This window comes from Dorea sp. AM58-8, from assembly GCF_003464045.1.
In the GTDB taxonomy this organism is placed as follows: domain Bacteria; phylum Bacillota; class Clostridia; order Lachnospirales; family Lachnospiraceae; genus Claveliimonas; species Claveliimonas ammoniilytica.
The window spans coordinates 285,019-303,447 of the sequence record NZ_QSDM01000002.1; the positions used below are offsets into that span (position 1 = coordinate 285,019).

Consider the following 18,429-nt stretch of genomic DNA (forward strand, 5'->3'; position numbering starts at 1 on the left):
AAGGAGAAGAGGTTATGAAAGAATTTTCGTTTAAGGTACCGCAGAATATTGTATTTGGGGAGGGAAGCATCCGTAAGCTTCCGGAACTTCTGAAGGAAAGCGGCTGTACAAATGTATTGATCATTTCCGGCCCGCGTCTTCGAAAGATGGGAAAGGTAGATGAAGTCGCAGGATACGTAAAAGAATCAGGAATTGGCTGTGATATGTTCACTGATGTAGAAGGTAATCCGTCCGTAGATACTGTAGATAAGGCAGCAGCAAAATATCGTGAAATGAAAGCAGATGGAATCGTGGCATTCGGTGGTGGAAGTCCGATGGATGTGGCTAAGGCTGTAGCTCTTGTGGCGAAATATGGCGGCTCTATCACAGAATACGAAGGCGGCGATAAAGTACCTGGACCGGTAGATACGATTATTGCTATTCCGACTACTGCAGGAACAGGAAGTGAAGTGACAACATTCTCTGTAATTACAGATCATACCAGAAATTATAAACTGTCTGTATTCAGTTTTGATCTGCTTCCAAAATATGCGATCCTGGATCCGGAACTTCTTACATCTATGCCGGCATCTGTTGCTGCATCCTGTGGAATTGATGCGATGATCCATGCACTGGAGTCTTATTTGTCAAGAGCAGCATCTCCGTTCTCAGATGCGATGGCAGAAAAGGCACTGGAACTGATCGGAGGAAATATCAGACGTTTTGTTGCTAACAGAGAAGACATTGAGGCAGCAAGTGCAATGCTGACAGGAAGTATGTTCGCAGGAATTGCATTTTCGTGGGCAAGACTGGGAAATGTACATGCCATGTCTCACCCGGTCAGTGCATTTTTTGATGTGCCGCATGGGGTTGCGAACGCCATTTTGCTGCCGGTTATCGTAGAGTACAATGAATTGGCTGATCAGGGACGTTACGCAAAGTTATATCAGTTCATTTCAGAAGATCATAAGATTCCGGAAGACTTCCATGCTTCTATGCTGACAGAAGAAATCCGCAGGCTGAACAAATCTCTTGGTATTCCTGCAGGTCTTGCTGAGGCAGGCGTGACAGAAGATAAGATTCCGGAAATGGCTGCAGATGCCATGAAGAGTGGTAATATTCTTGTTAATCCACGTCAGAGTACATTAAAAGATATTGAAATGCTCTATCACAAAGCAATGTAAGATATTGCGCGTGTAAGGTGATATGCGTGTGGCAGATGGTAAAATGTGAGAATGCTGTGATGTGGTGAAAAGCTTGCAAATACAGTGAATAGTTGTTATTATTATGGATAGGAACAAATGAAGATATTTGGAGGTACATCATGAGAGTTGCAGTTATTACGGCAAGTACGCCGATTTACAGAGGACAGGAAGAGGATGCCAGCGGCAAGGTGATCCGTCATATTTTAGAGGAAGCCGGACACGATATCGTATTTCAAAAAGCACTTCCATGTGACAAGACTGTACTTTCTACAGTAATGCAGAGAATGGTAGATGGAGAACTCGCAGATCTGATCCTTACAACAGGAGGAGCAGGATGCGCAGCCGGTGATTGTATGCCGGAAGCTACCATGGAGATTGTGGACAGACCGGTACCGGGTATTCCGGAGGCTATGCGTGCATATACATCTCAGATGACAAAACGTGCAATGCTGAACAGAAGCGCAGCAGGTATCAGAGGAAATGTACTGATTGTGAATCTTCCGGGTAAGCCAGGGGCAGCAAAGCATTGTCTGGAGTATATTCTTCCGGAGATCACACATGCAGTTAAGCTGATCCAGAAGCAGGTATAAGTGGGAGAGACTACATATGAACGTTACCTATATACAGCACAGTGGATTTTCCGTGGATTTTGCAGATATGATGCTTGTGTTTGATTACTGGATGGGAGAGATTACGATTCCGGAGGACAAGCCGGTTTATGTATTTGTAAGTCACGCACATCATGATCATTTTAATGAAGAGATCTTTGAGTGGGAAAGAAGCGGTGTGGATATTCGTTACATTCTGTCGGATGATATCAACGCAGATCCGGCAGAGAACCGGATCTTGTTAGGTCCGGATGAGTTCTGTGACCTGGGTAATATAAAGATAAAGACGCTTCGCTCTACAGATGAGGGCGTAGCGTTCTTTGTTTCTATACGGACATCAGAATCAGCCCAGGAGGTTCATATCTATCATGCAGGGGATCTGAACTGGTGGCATTGGGAAGAAGAGGGCACAGAGTATAATCAGCAGATGAAAGAAGATTATCAGAATGCCCTGCGGTTAATGGAAGGGGAACATGTTGACGTGGCGTTTGTCCCGGTAGATCCAAGACTCGAGGATACATATTACTGGGGAATTGACTGGTATATGCGCCACACGGATACGGAACGAGTGTATCCGATGCATATGTGGGGGCAGTATGAGATCCAGGATCGTCTGCTGCATCAGCCGGAGACAGCACCATATCGTGAACGGATTGTGAAAGTGATGGCATCATGATATTGGATGAATCAGCGGATGATGCAACGGATTATAAAAGCGAGAGGTTAAAGTAATGAAAGTTAAGATTTATACAGATGGAGCGGCACGGGGGAATCCGGATGGTCCAGGAGGGTATGGTACCGTTCTGGAGTATGTGGATACAAAGGGAGAACTCCATACCAGGGAACTGTCCCAGGGATATATTAAGACAACCAATAACAGAATGGAACTTATGGCAGTCATTGCGGGGTTTGAAGCTTTAAACCGTCCATGTGAGATTGAACTATATTCAGATTCCCAGTATGTGGTAAATGCATTTAATCAGCACTGGATTGACGGATGGATCAAAAAGGGCTGGAAACGTGGTAAGAATGAACCGGTGAAGAATGTAGATCTCTGGAAGAGATTGCTGCAGGCAAAAGAACCGCACAGGGTGACATTTAACTGGGTCAAAGGCCATGCGGGACATCCGCAGAATGAGCGATGCGATGAGCTCGCTACAACAGCGGCAGATGGCAAGGATCTGATTGCAGATGAAGGAATCTAATCTTGCATGGAAACGTAAGATGTGATAAAATGAAGAATCGTGAGATTCAAGTATGACAAGTAATCGCGGCTGCGAATGCCGAAAGGCTGCAGGTGAGGAAAGTCCGGGCTTCACAGGGCAGGATGCCGGATAACGTCCGGTGGAGGTGACTCCAAGGCCAGTGCAACAGAAATATACCGCCTGATCTTTGGATCAGGTAAGGGTGGAAAGGCAGCGTAAGAGACTACCGCCCTGCTGGTAACAGCAGGGGCACATGTAAACCCCATCCGAAGCAAGACCGAAAAGAGAAGATACGGCGGCCCGTCGGTTCTCAGGTAGGTTGCTTGAACCTGTTGGCAACGGCAGGTCTAGATAGATGATTACTCAACGACATAACCCGGCTTATCGTTGTGCTTGAACCCACTTGAATGTAAAAAAGATTGCGCATTTCGCGCAATCTTTTTAGTTACATCGGGTCAACCCCGGTCTTTATTTTGCTTTTATTTTCTTAGAACGGAGACGACCGTCATACTTTTCTTCGCAGTATTTACAACGATAAGTTTCCGTCTCAGGATCTGTCAGCACAAAAATATGAGACAGTCCATGTTCGATGGAAGTAATACATCTCGGATTCTTGCAGCGGATCACATTGCAGATCTGTTTAGGCAGATGCAGAGCTTTTTTCTCAACAATCTTCTGATCTTTGATGATGTTGACTGTAATATTGTGATCAATGAAGCCGAGGATATCAAGATCCATAAAGTCAATCGGGCATTCAATCTTCATAATGTCTTTTTTACCCATTTTACCGCTTCGTGCATTCTTAATAATAGCAACACAGCAGTCTAATTTATCCAGATTCAGATATTTATAAATTTCCATGCTTTTACCGGCCTCAATATGATCCAGTACGAAACCTTCCGAGATACGACCGACGCTTAATGTATTTTCTACCATAATGAGCCTCCTATACTTCAATATTTAACAGTGTCAGAATCAGAGCCATACGTGCATATACACCGTATTGAACCTGCTTGAAATATGCAGCACGCGGATCTTTGTCTACCTCTACTGCAATTTCATTAACACGAGGAAGCGGATGGAGAACCAGCATATCTGATTTGGCAAGTTCCATCTTCTGGGCATCCAGAATGTAGAAGTCTTTCATACGTACATAATCTTCCTCATTGAAGAAACGCTCCTTCTGTACGCGGGTCATATAGAGAAGATCCAGTTCCGGCAGTGCGTCTTCCATGCGGACTACTTCTTCATATGGAATGTTGTTCTTATCCAGTACATCCTGTCGCATGTAACTTGGAAGACGAAGTTCTTCCGGAGAAATAAGGACGAATTCGATTCCCGGATAGCGCACCAGTGCATGGATCAGTGAATGTACGGTACGTCCGAATTTCAAGTCGCCGCAGAGACCGATCTTCATGTGGTCCAGTCTGCCTTTCAGAGAGCGGATTGTCATAAGGTCTGTCAGCGTCTGGGTAGGATGCTGATGACCACCGTCTCCGGCATTGATTACAGGAATGGAAGAATATTCGCTGGCTACGAGAGCTGCACCTTCCTTAGGATGACGCATTGCACAGATGTCTGCGAAGCAACTGATCATGCGAATCGTATCGGCTACCGTCTCGCCCTTTGTAGCAGAGCTTGATGCGGCAGAAGAAAAGCCAAGTACGCTGCCTCCCAGATTCAGCATTGCTGCTTCATGACTGAGGCGGGTGCGGGTGCTCGGCTCATAAAATAAGGTAGCTAACTTCTTACCTTCACACGCATGTGCGTATTTTTCTGGATGTGCCTCAATATCACTGGCAAGATCCAATAATTTGTCAATTTCTTCCACTGTGAAATCCAGCGGACTCATCAAATGTCTCATAATAACCTCCTTGGTAAAATTAAAAAAGAAGTCCTTCGGGAAAGTATCTGTGTGCGGTTAGCCTCCTTCCTGAACAACTTCTTGCATTTAATGATCTCTAGTTCTTTAATATAATATACTAATCCAAATCAATTTTCAATGAAAAGATATATATTTTTTAAAAGGCGTCGTCTGGATTTTGAAAAAAAGCTATTGTATAATAGTCGATAATACGTGTTTATTACACGAGATAATAAAGTTTCAAGAACTTTGAATAAGTAGGATAAAGGAGAACGATATGAGATCGTTAGAGGAACTGAGAAATGAACTGGATCGTATTGATCCACAGATCATACAGCTGTACGAAGAAAGAATGTCGATCTGCGAAGAAGTAGGCGAGATTAAGATAGAAGAAGGAAGGAAGGTCTTTGACCGGAACCGGGAGCAACAGAAGTTAGCGCAGGTGACAAGGGAGGCTAAGGATCCATTTTATAAAAAAGGACTGACCGAGCTGTTTGAACAGTTGATGAGTCAGAGCCGGAAGTTACAGTATCAGTTGCTGACCAAGAAGGGAGCACTCGGAAGACTTCCATTTATCGGAGTGGAAGAGTTGGATTGGAAGAATTCCCGGGTGGTATTCCAGGGGACAGATGGAGCATATTCACAGGCTGCAATGCATAAGTTCTTTTCCAAGGATGTGAACAGTTTTCATGTGCAGACATTCCGGGATGCCATGGAAGCAATCGAGGAAGGATCCGCAGATTTTGCAGTTCTTCCGATTGAAAATTCATCTGCGGGTATGGTCAGTGAGATGTATGACCTGCTGGAGGAATTTGAAAATTATATCGTCGGTGAAGTGATCCTGCCGATCAATCATTATCTGGTGGGTACAGAGAATACGACACTGGAAAGCATCGAGCGTGTGTATTCACATCCGCAGGCACTGATGCAGTGCTCCAAATTCCTGGACCGTCATGGAAGCTGGCAGCAGATCGGTGCAGCCAATACAGCAGTAGCAGCAAAGAAGATCCTGAATGAAAATGATCCGACACAGGCGGCAATCTGCAGTGAACACGCAGCGGAGATCTACGGACTTAAGATTCTGGAAGAGAAGATCAATCACAATCACAATAATTCTACCAGATTTATTGTGGTAACCAATCAGAAGATTTTCCTGAAGAAGGCACAGAAGATCAGTATCTGCTTTGAAGTGGCTCACGAAAGCGGGTCTCTGTATCATCTATTGTCCCATTTTATTTATAATGATCTGAACATGACCAAGATTGAGTCACGTCCGATCGAGGGAAAGACATGGGAATATCGTTTCTTTGTAGATTTTGAAGGTAATATGGGTGATGCGGCAGTCAAGAATGCGATCCGCGGACTGCGGGAAGAGTCTAAGAGTTTGAAGATACTTGGCAACTATTAGAGAAAGTATAGAAAGAAGTGTAGAATATGAGAGTAAATGAACTGATGTTGTATCGCCATATGGAGCAAGGGCAGGTACTGAATGATATGGCTTTCCTGATGGAAAACTATGACAATGAATATTATAACAAAGAGGACTTAAGAGGTCTGTTATTTGACAGTGTGAATGAGATCCTGGAGCTTGCCGTAAGTCACGGACTTACCGGTAATCTCTGGCATGATTATCTGACGTTTCTTCTGGCAAGTGATGAGAATGCCTACAGCACTTCCTGTGAGATCGTGGGAGCGATTGACGGAAGTATGAATCAGGTAGCAATGCATGACTTTGCGATTTTTAAGGAACTGTATGATTATGATTTTACAGAACTTGAAAAAGCTCTTGGCGTGGACTGTATGTCTATGCTGAAGGGATTTGAAGCAGATGGTGCATATGGCAGCGTATTTAACAAGCGAATCCGTGACCGTATCTGTGAATTGAGTATTCATCTGGCAGAGTCAGAGAATATCGAGGAATTTAAGGCAGTTCTTACCCAGTTTTATAAAGAATTCGGTGTGGGTAAATTCGGTCTGCATAAAGCATTCCGCATTGAACATACAGAACTTGGTGCAGAGATCGTACCGATCACTAAGATCGCACATGTACATCTGGATGATCTGGTGGGCTATGAGATGGCAAAGAAGAAGCTGATCGAGAATACAGAGGCATTTGTGAAAGGTAAGAAAGCCAATAACTGCCTGCTGTTTGGAGATGCCGGAACAGGCAAATCCACTTCCATTAAAGCAATCCTGAATCAGTATTATGATCAGGGACTGCGTATGATCGAAGTCTATAAGCATCAGTTCCAGGATTTAAATGATGTTATCGCTCAGATCAAGAACCGTAATTACAAGTTTATTATCTATATGGACGACCTGTCATTTGAAGAATTTGAGATCGAGTATAAATATCTAAAAGCCGTAATCGAAGGCGGATTGGAGAAGAAGCCGGACAATGTGCTGATCTATGCGACATCTAACCGCAGACATCTGATTAAAGAGACATTCAAGGACAAGGAAGACAGAGACGAAGAACTGCACACCAATGACACCGTACAGGAAAAGCTGTCGCTGGTAGCAAGATTCGGCGTGACGATCTTCTTTGGCAAACCGGATAAAAAGCAGTTCCAGGAGATCGTGCGTCAGCTTGCGTCAAGAACAGAGCTTGAGATTACAGAGGAAGAGCTGATGTTAGAAGCCAATAAATGGGAACTGTCACATGGCGGTATGTCCGGAAGGGCAGCACAACAGTTCGTGGATTATCTGCTGGGAACAAGATTATAAAAATTAATATTAAGAAGAAGGTGAATTATATCCGGAGGAGCATTGCCTGAAAGCGCCGGAACTGCTGAGAGAAGCCGGTGTGGGAGAGAATAGCAGCAGTGATTGCCAATAAGGCAACGCCGAAAGCCTTGAACAGAATGACTGGTGTAATCCTGGTGGTACTTGGAATTGTCATTATGCTGTTCAATGTTCTGACGTAAAAGAATTTATACAAAGACAAAATGAAGCAGGAGCAAGTAACATATCGTGCCTCCTGCGATGGATATCAGCATGTTGCGTTTCCAACAATGAAGCACGCCTGTGACGAGGATAGCGATTCCTTCCGGGAGCCCGTGGGTTCCGTGGAACAGACTTACATTCTTCAGACAATAGATAACGAGCATGCCGAATACGGCTGATGGGAGGAATTTTCCGAGATATTGTACGAATTCGGGAGTCCTCCTTTTTTCATTAAATATTATAAACGGAAGAAAGCGGGTAGCCATGGTTCCGAGTACGCACATGGCAATGGTGATAATCTGTTGTGTGAGTGTCATGGTGAATCCTCCTGTTCTTTCTTATCGAGTCGCGGCTTTAACAGTGCCAGCAGCACAACGATCAGAATCATAGTTGGGATAAGAAATGCGTCAGCACCGAAGCAAATCAGACAAATAACGGAAATCAGTAGCCCAAGAATGGAGGCTGTGTGATTCGTTTCTTTCATCCATTGCTCCAGAAAGATTACAACAAACATGGCTGTCATGACGAAGCTGATTCCTTCAGTATTTATATGAAGAAGCGATCCGGCAAGGGCTCCAAGTGTTGCGGAACCGGCCCAGTAGAGTTGATTTAACAGTGTGACGAAGAACATGAACCATCCGCTGTCGACATCCTCAGGGATGTCGACCGAGCAGTTGATGGAAAATGTCTCATCGCACATACCGAAGATCAGGTAGTATTTCTTCCAGCCGAGCCCTTTGAATTTATCCAACATAGAAAGACCATAGAACAGATGCCTTGCCTGGATCAACAGAGCCATAATCAGTACCTGTACCGGTGCGAATGGACTTAAGAGCATTTCTACGGTTACAAATTCCAGAGAACCACCATAGATCAGCAGACTCATGAACATCGGATATAAAAATGAAAAGCCGGAAACATTGGCGTAAATGCCGTATGCCATGCCTAAGAACCAGAATCCGGTAAAGATCGGGAGAGTATAGGGAAATGCGGCTTTTAAAGCTTTGTATCTCATAGCTAAGTCTTCTCCTTCACATTATGATTCCAGCAGAGTCAGTCCTGAGATGTCTGAGTCGATGACCAGCGAATAGTTGGTGTGATAGATGACGAAGCCCGGTCTGGCACCGTTTACTTTTTTTACATGTTTCTTTTCGATATAATCAATCTCGACCTTATCATTACCGCGATTCTTGGAGTAGTAGGCCGCAAGCTTTCCGGCTTCTTCAAATACTCGGTCAGGCATCTCGCCGTCCTGAGATTTGACGATGACGTGGGAACCAGGCGTGCCCTTGGCATGGAACCACCAGTCTCCACCATTGGCAAAATGGAAAGTCAGTTCTTCGTTTTGAAAATTATTTTTTCCTACATAAATATGATAGCCGTCGCTGGACAGATAGTGGAATGGCTGGCTCTTAAGCTTTACTTTTTTCTTCGTGAATTTACGGCGTATATATCCACTCTGAGTCAGTTCCTCCTTAATCTGTGCCAGGTCATCCTCACTAAGTGCGATATCTAAGGCATTGTTGACAGATTCCAGATATAGAATGTCGTCTTGCGTTTCTTTGATAAATTCGCTCAGTGCCTCGTAAGTACGTTTTAACTTATTATAACGTGCAAAGTAACGCTGTGAATTCTCCTGTGCTGTCTTATTCGGATCCAACGGTATCTTGACGAGTTTATTATTATCGTAGTAATTCTCTGCTTCCAATACTTTGGCATCTGGTTCCAGATTGTAACCGTAGACATTGATCAGTTCACCGTAGATCTTATATTTTTCGCGGCCTTCGGTGTCACGGAGCTGTCTGGACTGGAGATCGTATTTCTTGCGGGCACGTTCTAGTGCGGTCTGTACGATCCGGCGCAGATCGGAAGACTTCTGGCGGATACGTGTGATCAGATTCTTCTCTGCATAATAGCCGACCAGGAGCTTAGAGACGGAATCGAAGCAGGTCTTAGTATAGGTGCTGTAATGAGATAGCGGCAGGCAGGAAAAATCTTTTGGATTGCCATTATCATAATAAATGACTGGCTGAAATTGTCCTCGCGCACTTGATCTATATAGATTTCGAACTGATTGTACAGATGGTGCATGATATCATCTGACAGATCAGAGGCAGTCATCGAGGAATTAATGCCGGATATGGTACAGATTTCCTCCGCTACAACAGGCTGATGCCTGTAAAACCGGAGTAAAGTGCCTTGCTAATCGGCATTGGTTTGGAACGGAGCATTTCAGCAAATGCTTCTGGGTCTGCACTCAGCGGATCCAGCTTATGCATGGTGTCCGGGATAAAGTAATCTCTGCCTGGAAGTACCTCTCTGACAGAGCTCATCTGCGCAGATACATGCTTGATGCTGTCCAGGATCCGCCCGGACTCATCGCAGAAAATGATATTGCTGTGCTTGCCCATGATCTCAATGATCAGTGTCTTCTGGCGGATATCACCGAGCTCATCCAGATGCTCAAGCTGAATGTTGATTATACGCTCTAAGCGCGGTTGTGAGATGCCGACAATGCGTGCATTGCCAATATGTTTTCTGAGGAGCATACAAAAATTCGGTGCCGTCATAGGGCTTGGTTTATTTTCATCGGTCAGATAGACGAGTGGGAGAGAAGCACTTGCAGAAATATATAAGCGTCTCTGTCCCTGTGGGGTCTTGATCGTGATTAGAAGTTCATCGGATTCCGGCTGTGCAATCTTGCTGATGCGGCCGCCGTCCAGTGTATTTTTCAGTTCCTGCGTTAACGCAGCAACGGTAATTCCATCGAATGCCATAATAAGTAGTCCTTTCATTTATATCTATCCTATGATAACACAGATTGTTGACGGAACAAATAAAATGCTTTATAATGCTACATGGAAAACTGGGACTGCATCACAGGAGAATGGACAGACAGTCCTGATTTTTAATAATGAAAGGTAAGAGAATATTATGATTAAGAGTATGACGGGTTTCGGACGCTGTGAAGTGTCAGAGGGCGACCGTAAATTCACGGTAGAAATGAAAGGTGTTAATCACCGTTATCTGGATGCGAATATCCGTATGCCAAAGAAGCTGAATTTCTTTGACAGTGCAATCCGCACCGTATTGAAGCAGTATGTGACCAGAGGAAAGGTCGATATCTTTATTACATATGAAGATCTTACAGAGAATCAGGTAGCCCTGAAGTACAACGAGTCTCTGGCGAAGGAATACCTGGACGCATTTAAGAAAATGGAAGAGACCTTTGGCCTGGAGAATGATATCCGTGTATCTACCGTATCCAGATGTCCGGAGGTTCTTACGATGGAAGAACAGTCTGCGGATGAGGATGAGCTGTGGAAAGGATTGAAGAAGGCACTGGAAGGTGCACTGAAGCAGTTTGTAGAGACCAGAGGTATTGAGGGTGAGAATCTGAAGAATGATATCATTGCCAAGTTAGACGGTATGTCTGAGAAAGTGGCATGCATTGAAGTTCGTTCACCGGAGATTGTGGCAGAGTATCGTGCCAAGTTAGAGGAAAAGGTCAAAGAACTTCTTGCTGATACCCAGATGGACGAAGGACGTATTGCGGCAGAGGTTGTAATCTTCGCAGATAAGATCTGTACCGATGAGGAAGTGGTACGTCTGAAAAGCCACATTGCTCATATGAAGGAGACATTTGCAACAGAAGAAAATGGAATCGGCCGCAAGCTTGACTTTATTGCACAGGAGATGAACCGTGAGGCGAATACAATCCTGTCTAAGGCTAATGATATCGAAGTATCGAACTACGCAATTGACTTAAAGACAGAGATTGAGAAAGTACGTGAACAGATTCAGAATATCGAATAAGGAGATCGGTTATGAATACACATGGAATATTAATCGTTGTTTCCGGTTTCTCAGGTTCCGGAAAAGGAACGATCATGAAAGAACTTCTGAAAAGATATGACAACTATGCCCTGTCCATTTCAGCAACTACCAGAGCTCCAAGAGAAGGCGAGACAGACGGTCGGGAATATTTTTTCAAAACCAGGGAAGAATTTGAAAAAATGATTGCGAAAGAAGAATTGATAGAGTATGCTGAGTATGTGAATAATTACTATGGGACACCAAGAGCTTATGTGGAGGAACAGCTTACAGCGGGAAAGGATGTCATTCTTGAGATTGAGATCCAGGGTGCGTTGAAAGTTAAGAAAAAGTTCCCGGATACATTGCTCTTATTTGTGACTCCGCCGTCAGCAGAAGAGCTTAGAAAGCGGTTGATCGGACGTGGTACAGAGACCATGGAAGTTATAGAACAGCGGATGCAGAGAGCCATCGAAGAATCCGATGGGATGGAATCGTATGATTATTATGTGATCAATGATGATCTGGATACCTGTGTAGATGAAGTGCATCGGATCATTCAGGCAGAGCACAATCGCAGTACGAGAAATCATGCATTTGCAGACAAGATTAAGAGAGATTTGAAAGGAGAATAATGATATGTTACATCCATCTTATACAGATTTGATGAAAGAAGTGAACAAAGGAGCAGAAGACGGTGAGACAAGAGTAGTCAGCAGCCGTTATTCTATCGTGATGGCTACATCGAAGAGAGCCAGACAGCTGATCGACGGAGCACTTCCATTAGTAGATACCAAGCCTGGTGACAAGCCGCTGTCTATCGCAGTTGATGAGTTGAACAGTGGTAAAATCACTATCATCGGTGAGGAAGAAGACGCCGAATAATTAAGGAACAAGAGGCAGGTGCCGGATGGTATCTGCCTTTTCAAGAAATATGTAACAAGGGAGAATAAGAATGAATATTTTATTTATTTCACTGGGGTGTGACAAGAATCTGGTGGATTCGGAAGTCATGCTCGGGCTTCTTGATTCCCGCGGATATCAGATTGTAGATGATGAGACGATCGCAGATGTGATCGTGATCAATACCTGTTGCTTTATTCATGATGCCAAGGAAGAAAGTATTCAGACAATCCTGGAGATGGCTGAGTATAGAAGACAGGACGCTTAAAAGCACTGGTTGTGACAGGATGTCTTGCACAGCGTTACCAGCAGGAGATCATTGATGAGATTCCGGAAGTGGATGCTGTGCTTGGTACAGCTTCTTATGATAAGATTGCAGAAGCAATCGATGAAGCACTGGACGGTCATACAGAGATGTATCTGGAAGATATTGACAGACTTCCACAGGTGTCCTCCAAGAGACTGGTGACAACCGGAGGTCATTACGCATATCTGAAGATTGCAGAAGGGTGTGACAAGCATTGTACCTACTGCATCATTCCGAAAGTTCGCGGTAATTACCGGAGCGTTCCAATGGAGCAGCTTCTGAAAGAAGCAAAGGAACTGGCGGAAGGCGGCGTTAAGGAACTGATTCTTGTAGCGCAGGAGACTACCGTTTACGGACAGGATATCTATGGAGAGAAGTCATTACATCGTCTACTTAGGGAACTTTGTAAGATTGATGGTATCCAGTGGATCCGTCTGCTGTACTGTTATCCGGAAGAAATCGATGCGAATCTGATTCAGGTGATGAAGGAAGAGCCGAAGATCTGCCATTATCTGGATCTTCCGATCCAGCATGCAAGTGATACAATCCTTAAAAAGATGGGCAGAAGAACATCAAAGGCACAGCTTGTGGATACGATCCGTACACTGCGGGAAGAGATTCCGGATATCACACTTCGTACAACCCTGATCACGGGATTTCCGGGAGAGACAGAAGAACAGCATCAGGAACTGGTAGCATTTGTGGATGAGATGGAATTTGACCGCCTTGGCGTATTTACTTATTCACCGGAAGAGAATACACCTGCAGCGGAGATGCCGGATCAGATCCCGGAGGAAGTGAAAGAAGACCGACAGGCAGAACTGATGGAACTTCAGCAGGAGATTGCATTTGATCTTGCAGAAGATATGATCGACCGGGAAGTTCTGGTGATGATCGAGGGGAAAGTTGCTGATGAGAATGCATATGTAGGCAGGACTTACCGGGATGCACCGAATGTAGACGGTCTGATATTTATCAATACGGACGAAGAACTGATGTCCGGAGATTTTGCTAAGGTAAAAGTAACCGGAGCAATGGAATATGATTTGATAGGAGAGTTGATGTAATGAATTTACCTAATAAACTGACAGTACTTAGAATGATTATGGTTCCGTTTTTTGTATTATTTATGCTGACAGATATCGGAGGTCCTGCGAATAAATGGATCACACTGGTCATCTTCTGTGTGGCAAGTCTGACAGATATGCTGGACGGCAAGATTGCGAGAGCACGTAACCTGGTAACGAACTTTGGAAAGTTTATGGATCCACTGGCAGATAAGATGCTGGTATGTTCCGCAATGATCTGTTTTATTCCACTTGGCAAGCTGACTGCATGGTATGTTATCATCATTATTGCAAGAGAATTTATTATCAGCGGGTTCCGTCTGGTAGCATCTGATAATAATGTGGTCATCGCAGCAAGTTACTGGGGCAAATTCAAAACGGTATCACAGATGTTTATGATTATCCTTCTGATTGCTGATCTGGGTGGCGTTTTCAATACGATCGCGGCAATTCTGGTATGGGTATCACTTGCTTTGACTGTAATCTCACTGGTAGATTATATCGGAAAGAATATTCAGGTCCTCACAAAGGGAGGCATGTAGGATGAATGCGACCGAAGAGGATGTTACACTGGAAGAAGCGGTTGTTGATATTCTTAAGGAAAAGAAGCTGACAGTTACAACGGTAGAATCCTGTACAGCAGGTCTTCTGGCAGGAAGATTGATGAATGTGCCGGGAGCATCTGCGGTATTTAATGAAGGATATATTACCTATTCAAATGCTGCAAAAGAAAAAATCGTGGGTGTATCTCACGAGACTCTTGAGAAATACACTGCCGTAAGCAAAGAAACAGCAGCAGAGATGGCAGCCGGAGCAGCCAGGGTATCCGGAGCAGATGTGGCAGTATCGGTAACAGGTATTGCGGGACCGGATGGAGGCACTAAAGATCAGCCGGTCGGTCTGGTATATATTGGATGCTACGCCAAGGGAAAAGTCCGTGTAGAGGAATTTCATTTTACCGGTAACCGACAGAAAAACAGAGATTATGCAGTTGTACGTGCACTTACCCTGTTGAGGGAGGAGATTATATGTTTGTAAGACCATTGAATCCGGATGAGGTATTGTCTGCACTTCACCTGATCTGGGAAGTATATGCTTCGGATGTGGCTCCACTTCAGAATTCGGAAGCTGTTGCCGGATTCAGGGAACTGATCCGATATGAGCATATTATGCCGCGTATACAGAATAAAGAGGTCATCCTCTTTGGTGCATGGGAAGGAACTGAACTCTGCGGAGTCGGCGGCATTGATAATCGCGGCAATGTTCTGTTTCTGTATGTGCGAAAAGAATGGAAGAGAAAAGGTGTGGCAAGACAGCTTATGCAGGGAATGTATCAGTTCTGCGCACAGGTGCTTGTGATTACCAGAATGATGGTACGTGCTGTGCCGGCTTCTGTTACAGTATTTAACCATCTGGGATTTCGGGAAGTGGCACCGGTTCAGAATGTCGGAGCAGAAATATTTGTTCCGATGGAACTGCTGATCGCACCGGGTAGTATGCCGGCAAAGAAACCGAAGAAGAGGATCGCATTGATCATTGTCGGGGTTTGTCTGCTTATTGCACTTTTGATTTGCATGGTGGTCAAAGAAGCAGCATCCATTGTGCAGGAATCCGATACATATGCGGAAGAACAGGAGAACCCATTTGGAGATTATGGCAATGGAGATTCGGGTGAGTATGATTTTGGAATGGGAGATGGATCGGAGACTGAGCAGCAGTCCGGTCTGGATCAGATTCCGGAATATGAGGCAGAAGATCTTCCATTTGAAGTGAAAGATGAGACCTATAATTATTCACCGGAGAATCAGTCTTCCGTAACGCAGCAGTTTGAAATTTATTATCCACAGCTTGATGGCATGGAGAATCAGGATATTCAGGCAAAAGTGAATGACGAACTGAAGAACTGCGCGATGGAGACCGTAGACCGGATTTATGAGAATCCGGATAATGAGATCAGAAACCGGGTATTGGAAGCAGAAAGCCCGGTAATCGCAGATTTTGTGAAATATAAAGTGACTTATCTGACACAGGATTATATCTGTGTGGCATATGAGGATTACAGTTATGAGGGCAATTCAGAATATTCTTATGTGGGACTTCGTACTAAGAATATCAATCTGAAAGATGGTACAGTCTACGATGTGAAAGATATTGTAAATACAGATAAGACCTTCGTAAATAAATGGCTGAAAGAGATGCAGAGTGAAGCAGATGACAAATCTCTGCTTGCAGATCAGGATACAGACAGTCTTGCCAAAGTTCTGTCCAGCGAAGATACACAGAATGGCACATTTACACCAGTGTTCTTCATGGATAAGGACGGCATTGAAATAGGATTATCATTCCATTATGACAAAGAAGATGAAAATGCACCAGATTACGGCTGGGTGACAGCACCATTCCAGCTTAATGACCTGAAGGACAGCAAGACTGACAGCACGTTTTGGGATTTGGTAAAATAGTTGACGAATCCTGTAAATTATGAGAAAATAACTACGCCTGGTGTTAAATAAGTAACATATACCATGCGTCAGAAAATCATGCACATGTTGAAAGGAGTTTTAAAATGATTTATTCACACGAAGTAGAAATGATGTGTCCAGTAGCACAGGGCGCTAATCACGGACCAGCTCCGATTCCGGAAGAAGCAAAATGGGTAAAAGCAAAAGAAATTACAGATATTTCAGGTTTTACACATGGTATCGGCTGGTGCGCACCACAGCAGGGAGCCTGTAAGCTGACTCTTAATGTAAAAGATGGTATTATCCAGGAAGCACTTGTTGAGACAATCGGATGTTCAGGAATGACTCACTCAGCTGCTATGGCATCTGAGATCCTTCCAGGAAAGACTATTCTTGAAGCACTTAATACAGACCTTGTCTGTGATGCTATCAATACAGCTATGAGAGAACTGTTCCTCCAGATCGTATACGGAAGAACTCAGAGTGCTTTCTCTGAGGACGGACTTGCAATCGGAGCAGGACTGGAAGACCTTGGAAAGGGACTTCGTTCTCAGGTAGGTACAATGTATGGTACATTGGCAAAAGGTCCTCGTTACCTTGAAATGGCAGAAGGTTATGTAACAGGTATCGCTCTGGATGAGCACGATGAGATCATCGGATACCAGTTCGTATCTCTTGGTAAAATGACAGACTTCATCAAATCTGGTGACACACCGACAGAAGCTTGGGAGAAAGCAAAAGGACAGTACGGACGTGTTGCAGATGCAGCGAAGATCATCGACCCAAGAAAAGAGTAGTTGCGATAGGCGGACAGAGACAGGCGTTGAATTTAGTTCAAGTTGAGTCCGCGTTATTTCAAGAAACGTAAATATAGTAGGAGGACATTATAAATGGCTTTATTTGAATCATATGAAAGAAGAATTGATAAAATCAATGAAGTATTAGGAAGCTATGGCATTGCTTCCATCGAAGAAGCAGAAAAGATCACAAAGGATGCCGGACTTGATGTATATAATCAGATCAAAGGCATTCAGCCAATCTGTTTCGAGAACGCTTGCTGGGCATACATTGTAGGTGCAGCAATCGCGATCAAGAAAGACTGCAGAAAAGCAGCAGACGCAGCAGCAGCAATCGGAGAAGGACTTCAGGCATTCTGTATTCCGGGATCTGTAGCTGATCAGCGTAAAGTAGGTCTTGGACATGGTAACCTTGGAAAGATGCTTCTGGAAGAGGATACAGACTGTTTCGCATTCCTGGCTGGACATGAGTCATTCGCAGCAGCTGAGGGTGCTATCGGTATCGCAGAGAAGGCTAACAAGGTACGTAAAAAACCTCTGCGTGTTATCTTGAATGGACTTGGAAAAGACGCTGCTAAGATCATCTCAAGAATTAACGGATTTACATACGTTCAGACTGAGTACGATTACTACACAGGAGAACTGAAAGAAGTACAGAGAACATCTTACTCTGACGGACTTCGTTCTAAGGTTAACTGCTACGGTGCTAACGACGTACGTGAAGGTGTAGCTATCATGTGGAAAGAGGGCGTAGACGTATCTATCACAGGTAACTCTACTAACCCGACACGTTTCCAGCACCCAGTTGCAGGTACATACAAGAAAGAGTGTGTAGAAGCAGGAAAGAAATACTTCTCAGTAGCATCAGGTGGTGGTACAGGACGTACACTTCACCCAGATAACATGGCTGCAGGTCCGGCTTCTTACGGTATGACAGATACACTCGGACGTATGCACTCTGATGCACAGTTCGCTGGATCTTCATCTGTACCGGCTCACGTAGAAATGATGGGTCTGATCGGTGCAGGTAACAACCCGATGGTTGGTATGACAGTAGCTGTAGCTGTTTCTGTAGAAGAAGCTGCAAAGGCTGGCAAATTCTAACAATGATTTTATGAAAAGAGCTTTCACAGTTGGTAAAACTACTGTGATAGTTCTTTTTTATTGTATGCCTATACAATAAAACCACCTGCTATGCTGGTGGTTCCCCTTACGGCTTTAGCCCTAGATAAGAAAACCTCCAATGATATAATAAGTGTGGGTCCTAAACCGC

17 protein-coding genes, 1 other RNA gene and 4 pseudogenes are annotated in these 18,429 nt (G+C 44.3%); 17 read left to right on the forward strand and 5 right to left on the reverse strand.

Translation table 11 applies throughout. The features are described from left to right. The first annotated feature begins 14 nt into the window (after positions 1-14). From DXA18_RS03185 to rnpB, 5 genes are all read left to right on the forward strand, one after another. On the forward strand, positions 15-1,163 hold the full coding sequence (locus DXA18_RS03185; RefSeq protein ID WP_118382632.1) for an iron-containing alcohol dehydrogenase family protein: 1,149 nt from the start codon (positions 15-17) through the stop codon (positions 1,161-1,163). A gap of 140 nt (positions 1,164-1,303) precedes the next feature. Next, positions 1,304-1,774: a MogA/MoaB family molybdenum cofactor biosynthesis protein gene (locus DXA18_RS03190; protein WP_118382633.1), complete on the forward strand. Its 471-nt coding sequence runs from the start codon at positions 1,304-1,306 to the stop codon at positions 1,772-1,774. A gap of 16 nt (positions 1,775-1,790) precedes the next feature. Further along, positions 1,791-2,468, forward strand: a complete 678-nt coding sequence (locus DXA18_RS03195) for an MBL fold metallo-hydrolase (protein ID WP_118382634.1) — start codon at positions 1,791-1,793, stop codon at positions 2,466-2,468. Between the two features lie 55 nt (positions 2,469-2,523). Continuing rightward, a complete protein-coding gene (gene rnhA / locus DXA18_RS03200; RefSeq protein ID WP_118382635.1) occupies positions 2,524-2,997 on the forward strand; it encodes a ribonuclease HI in 474 nt (157 codons plus the stop codon). Positions 2,998-3,044: 47 nt separating this feature from the next. Next, positions 3,045-3,397, forward strand: an RNA gene (gene rnpB, locus DXA18_RS03205) — RNase P RNA component class A. A gap of 68 nt (positions 3,398-3,465) precedes the next feature. Here the strand turns inward: rnpB and DXA18_RS03210 are convergent. Together DXA18_RS03210 and pyrB are read right to left on the reverse strand one after the other, a co-directional pair. Continuing rightward, positions 3,466-3,933: an aspartate carbamoyltransferase regulatory subunit gene (locus DXA18_RS03210; RefSeq protein ID WP_118382636.1), complete on the reverse strand. Its 468-nt coding sequence runs from the start codon at positions 3,931-3,933 to the stop codon at positions 3,466-3,468. A gap of 10 nt (positions 3,934-3,943) precedes the next feature. After that, positions 3,944-4,861: an aspartate carbamoyltransferase gene (pyrB, locus tag DXA18_RS03215; protein ID WP_118382637.1), complete on the reverse strand. Its 918-nt coding sequence runs from the start codon at positions 4,859-4,861 to the stop codon at positions 3,944-3,946. A 277-nt stretch (positions 4,862-5,138) separates the two neighbouring features. Here pyrB and pheA point away from each other — a divergent pair, with 277 nt between their 5' ends. The 3 genes and pseudogenes from pheA to DXA18_RS03235 all read left to right on the forward strand — a co-directional run. Next, positions 5,139-6,269: a prephenate dehydratase gene (pheA, locus tag DXA18_RS03220; protein ID WP_118382638.1), complete on the forward strand. Its 1,131-nt coding sequence runs from the start codon at positions 5,139-5,141 to the stop codon at positions 6,267-6,269. Positions 6,270-6,295: 26 nt separating this feature from the next. Then, positions 6,296-7,588, forward strand: coding sequence for an ATP-binding protein (locus tag DXA18_RS03225; protein WP_118382639.1), 1,293 nt, complete (start codon positions 6,296-6,298; stop codon positions 7,586-7,588). Positions 7,589-7,665: 77 nt separating this feature from the next. Next, a pseudogene (locus DXA18_RS03235) lies at positions 7,666-7,788 on the forward strand (sulfite exporter TauE/SafE family protein); the annotation flags it as partial. A 6-nt stretch (positions 7,789-7,794) separates the two neighbouring features. Here the strand turns inward: DXA18_RS03235 and DXA18_RS03240 are convergent. From DXA18_RS03240 to DXA18_RS17280, 3 genes and pseudogenes are all read right to left on the reverse strand, one after another. Next, the gene (locus tag DXA18_RS03240) at positions 7,795-8,124 is read right to left on the reverse strand and encodes a branched-chain amino acid transporter permease (protein ID WP_118382640.1); all 330 of its coding nucleotides are present in this window, start codon (positions 8,122-8,124) and stop codon (positions 7,795-7,797) included. Beyond that, a complete protein-coding gene (locus DXA18_RS03245) occupies positions 8,121-8,822 on the reverse strand; it encodes an AzlC family ABC transporter permease (protein WP_118382641.1) in 702 nt (233 codons plus the stop codon). Before DXA18_RS03245 ends, DXA18_RS03240 begins: the two co-directional genes overlap by 4 nt. Before the next feature lie 21 nt (positions 8,823-8,843). After that, positions 8,844-10,584 (reverse strand): annotated as a pseudogene (locus tag DXA18_RS17280) (Rqc2 family fibronectin-binding protein). A 157-nt stretch (positions 10,585-10,741) separates the two neighbouring features. On the opposite strand from DXA18_RS17280, the gene DXA18_RS03255 reads away from it, so the two are divergent. The 9 genes and pseudogenes from DXA18_RS03255 (at position 10,742) to DXA18_RS03295 (ending at position 18,260) form a co-directional block, all read left to right on the forward strand. After that, the gene (locus DXA18_RS03255) at positions 10,742-11,623 is read left to right on the forward strand and encodes a YicC/YloC family endoribonuclease (RefSeq protein ID WP_118382642.1); all 882 of its coding nucleotides are present in this window, start codon (positions 10,742-10,744) and stop codon (positions 11,621-11,623) included. Positions 11,624-11,634: 11 nt separating this feature from the next. Next, positions 11,635-12,255, forward strand: a complete 621-nt coding sequence (gmk, locus tag DXA18_RS03260) for a guanylate kinase (RefSeq protein ID WP_118382643.1) — start codon at positions 11,635-11,637, stop codon at positions 12,253-12,255. Positions 12,256-12,259: 4 nt separating this feature from the next. Next, the gene (gene rpoZ / locus DXA18_RS03265) at positions 12,260-12,505 is read left to right on the forward strand and encodes a DNA-directed RNA polymerase subunit omega (RefSeq protein ID WP_118382644.1); all 246 of its coding nucleotides are present in this window, start codon (positions 12,260-12,262) and stop codon (positions 12,503-12,505) included. A 70-nt stretch (positions 12,506-12,575) separates the two neighbouring features. After that, positions 12,576-13,897, forward strand: a pseudogene (gene rimO / locus DXA18_RS03270) (30S ribosomal protein S12 methylthiotransferase RimO). Further along, positions 13,897-14,439 (forward strand): CDP-diacylglycerol--glycerol-3-phosphate 3-phosphatidyltransferase, encoded by a 543-nt coding sequence (gene pgsA / locus DXA18_RS03275; protein WP_118382645.1) that lies wholly within the window; start codon positions 13,897-13,899, stop codon positions 14,437-14,439. The pseudogene rimO and the gene pgsA overlap by 1 nt, the downstream one beginning before the upstream one ends. A gap of 10 nt (positions 14,440-14,449) precedes the next feature. Further along, a pseudogene (locus tag DXA18_RS03280) lies at positions 14,450-14,935 on the forward strand (CinA family protein); the annotation flags it as partial. Beyond that, complete coding sequence (locus tag DXA18_RS03285) at positions 14,926-16,359, forward strand: GNAT family N-acetyltransferase (RefSeq protein WP_118382647.1); 1,434 nt, start codon at positions 14,926-14,928, stop codon at positions 16,357-16,359. The pseudogene DXA18_RS03280 and the gene DXA18_RS03285, both read left to right, overlap by 10 nt. Before the next feature lie 104 nt (positions 16,360-16,463). Beyond that, positions 16,464-17,156 (forward strand): iron-sulfur cluster assembly scaffold protein, encoded by a 693-nt coding sequence (locus DXA18_RS03290; protein ID WP_118382648.1) that lies wholly within the window; start codon positions 16,464-16,466, stop codon positions 17,154-17,156. A 93-nt stretch (positions 17,157-17,249) separates the two neighbouring features. Then, positions 17,250-18,260 (forward strand): GGGtGRT protein, encoded by a 1,011-nt coding sequence (locus tag DXA18_RS03295; RefSeq protein WP_118382649.1) that lies wholly within the window; start codon positions 17,250-17,252, stop codon positions 18,258-18,260. Positions 18,261-18,429 lie beyond the last annotated feature (169 nt).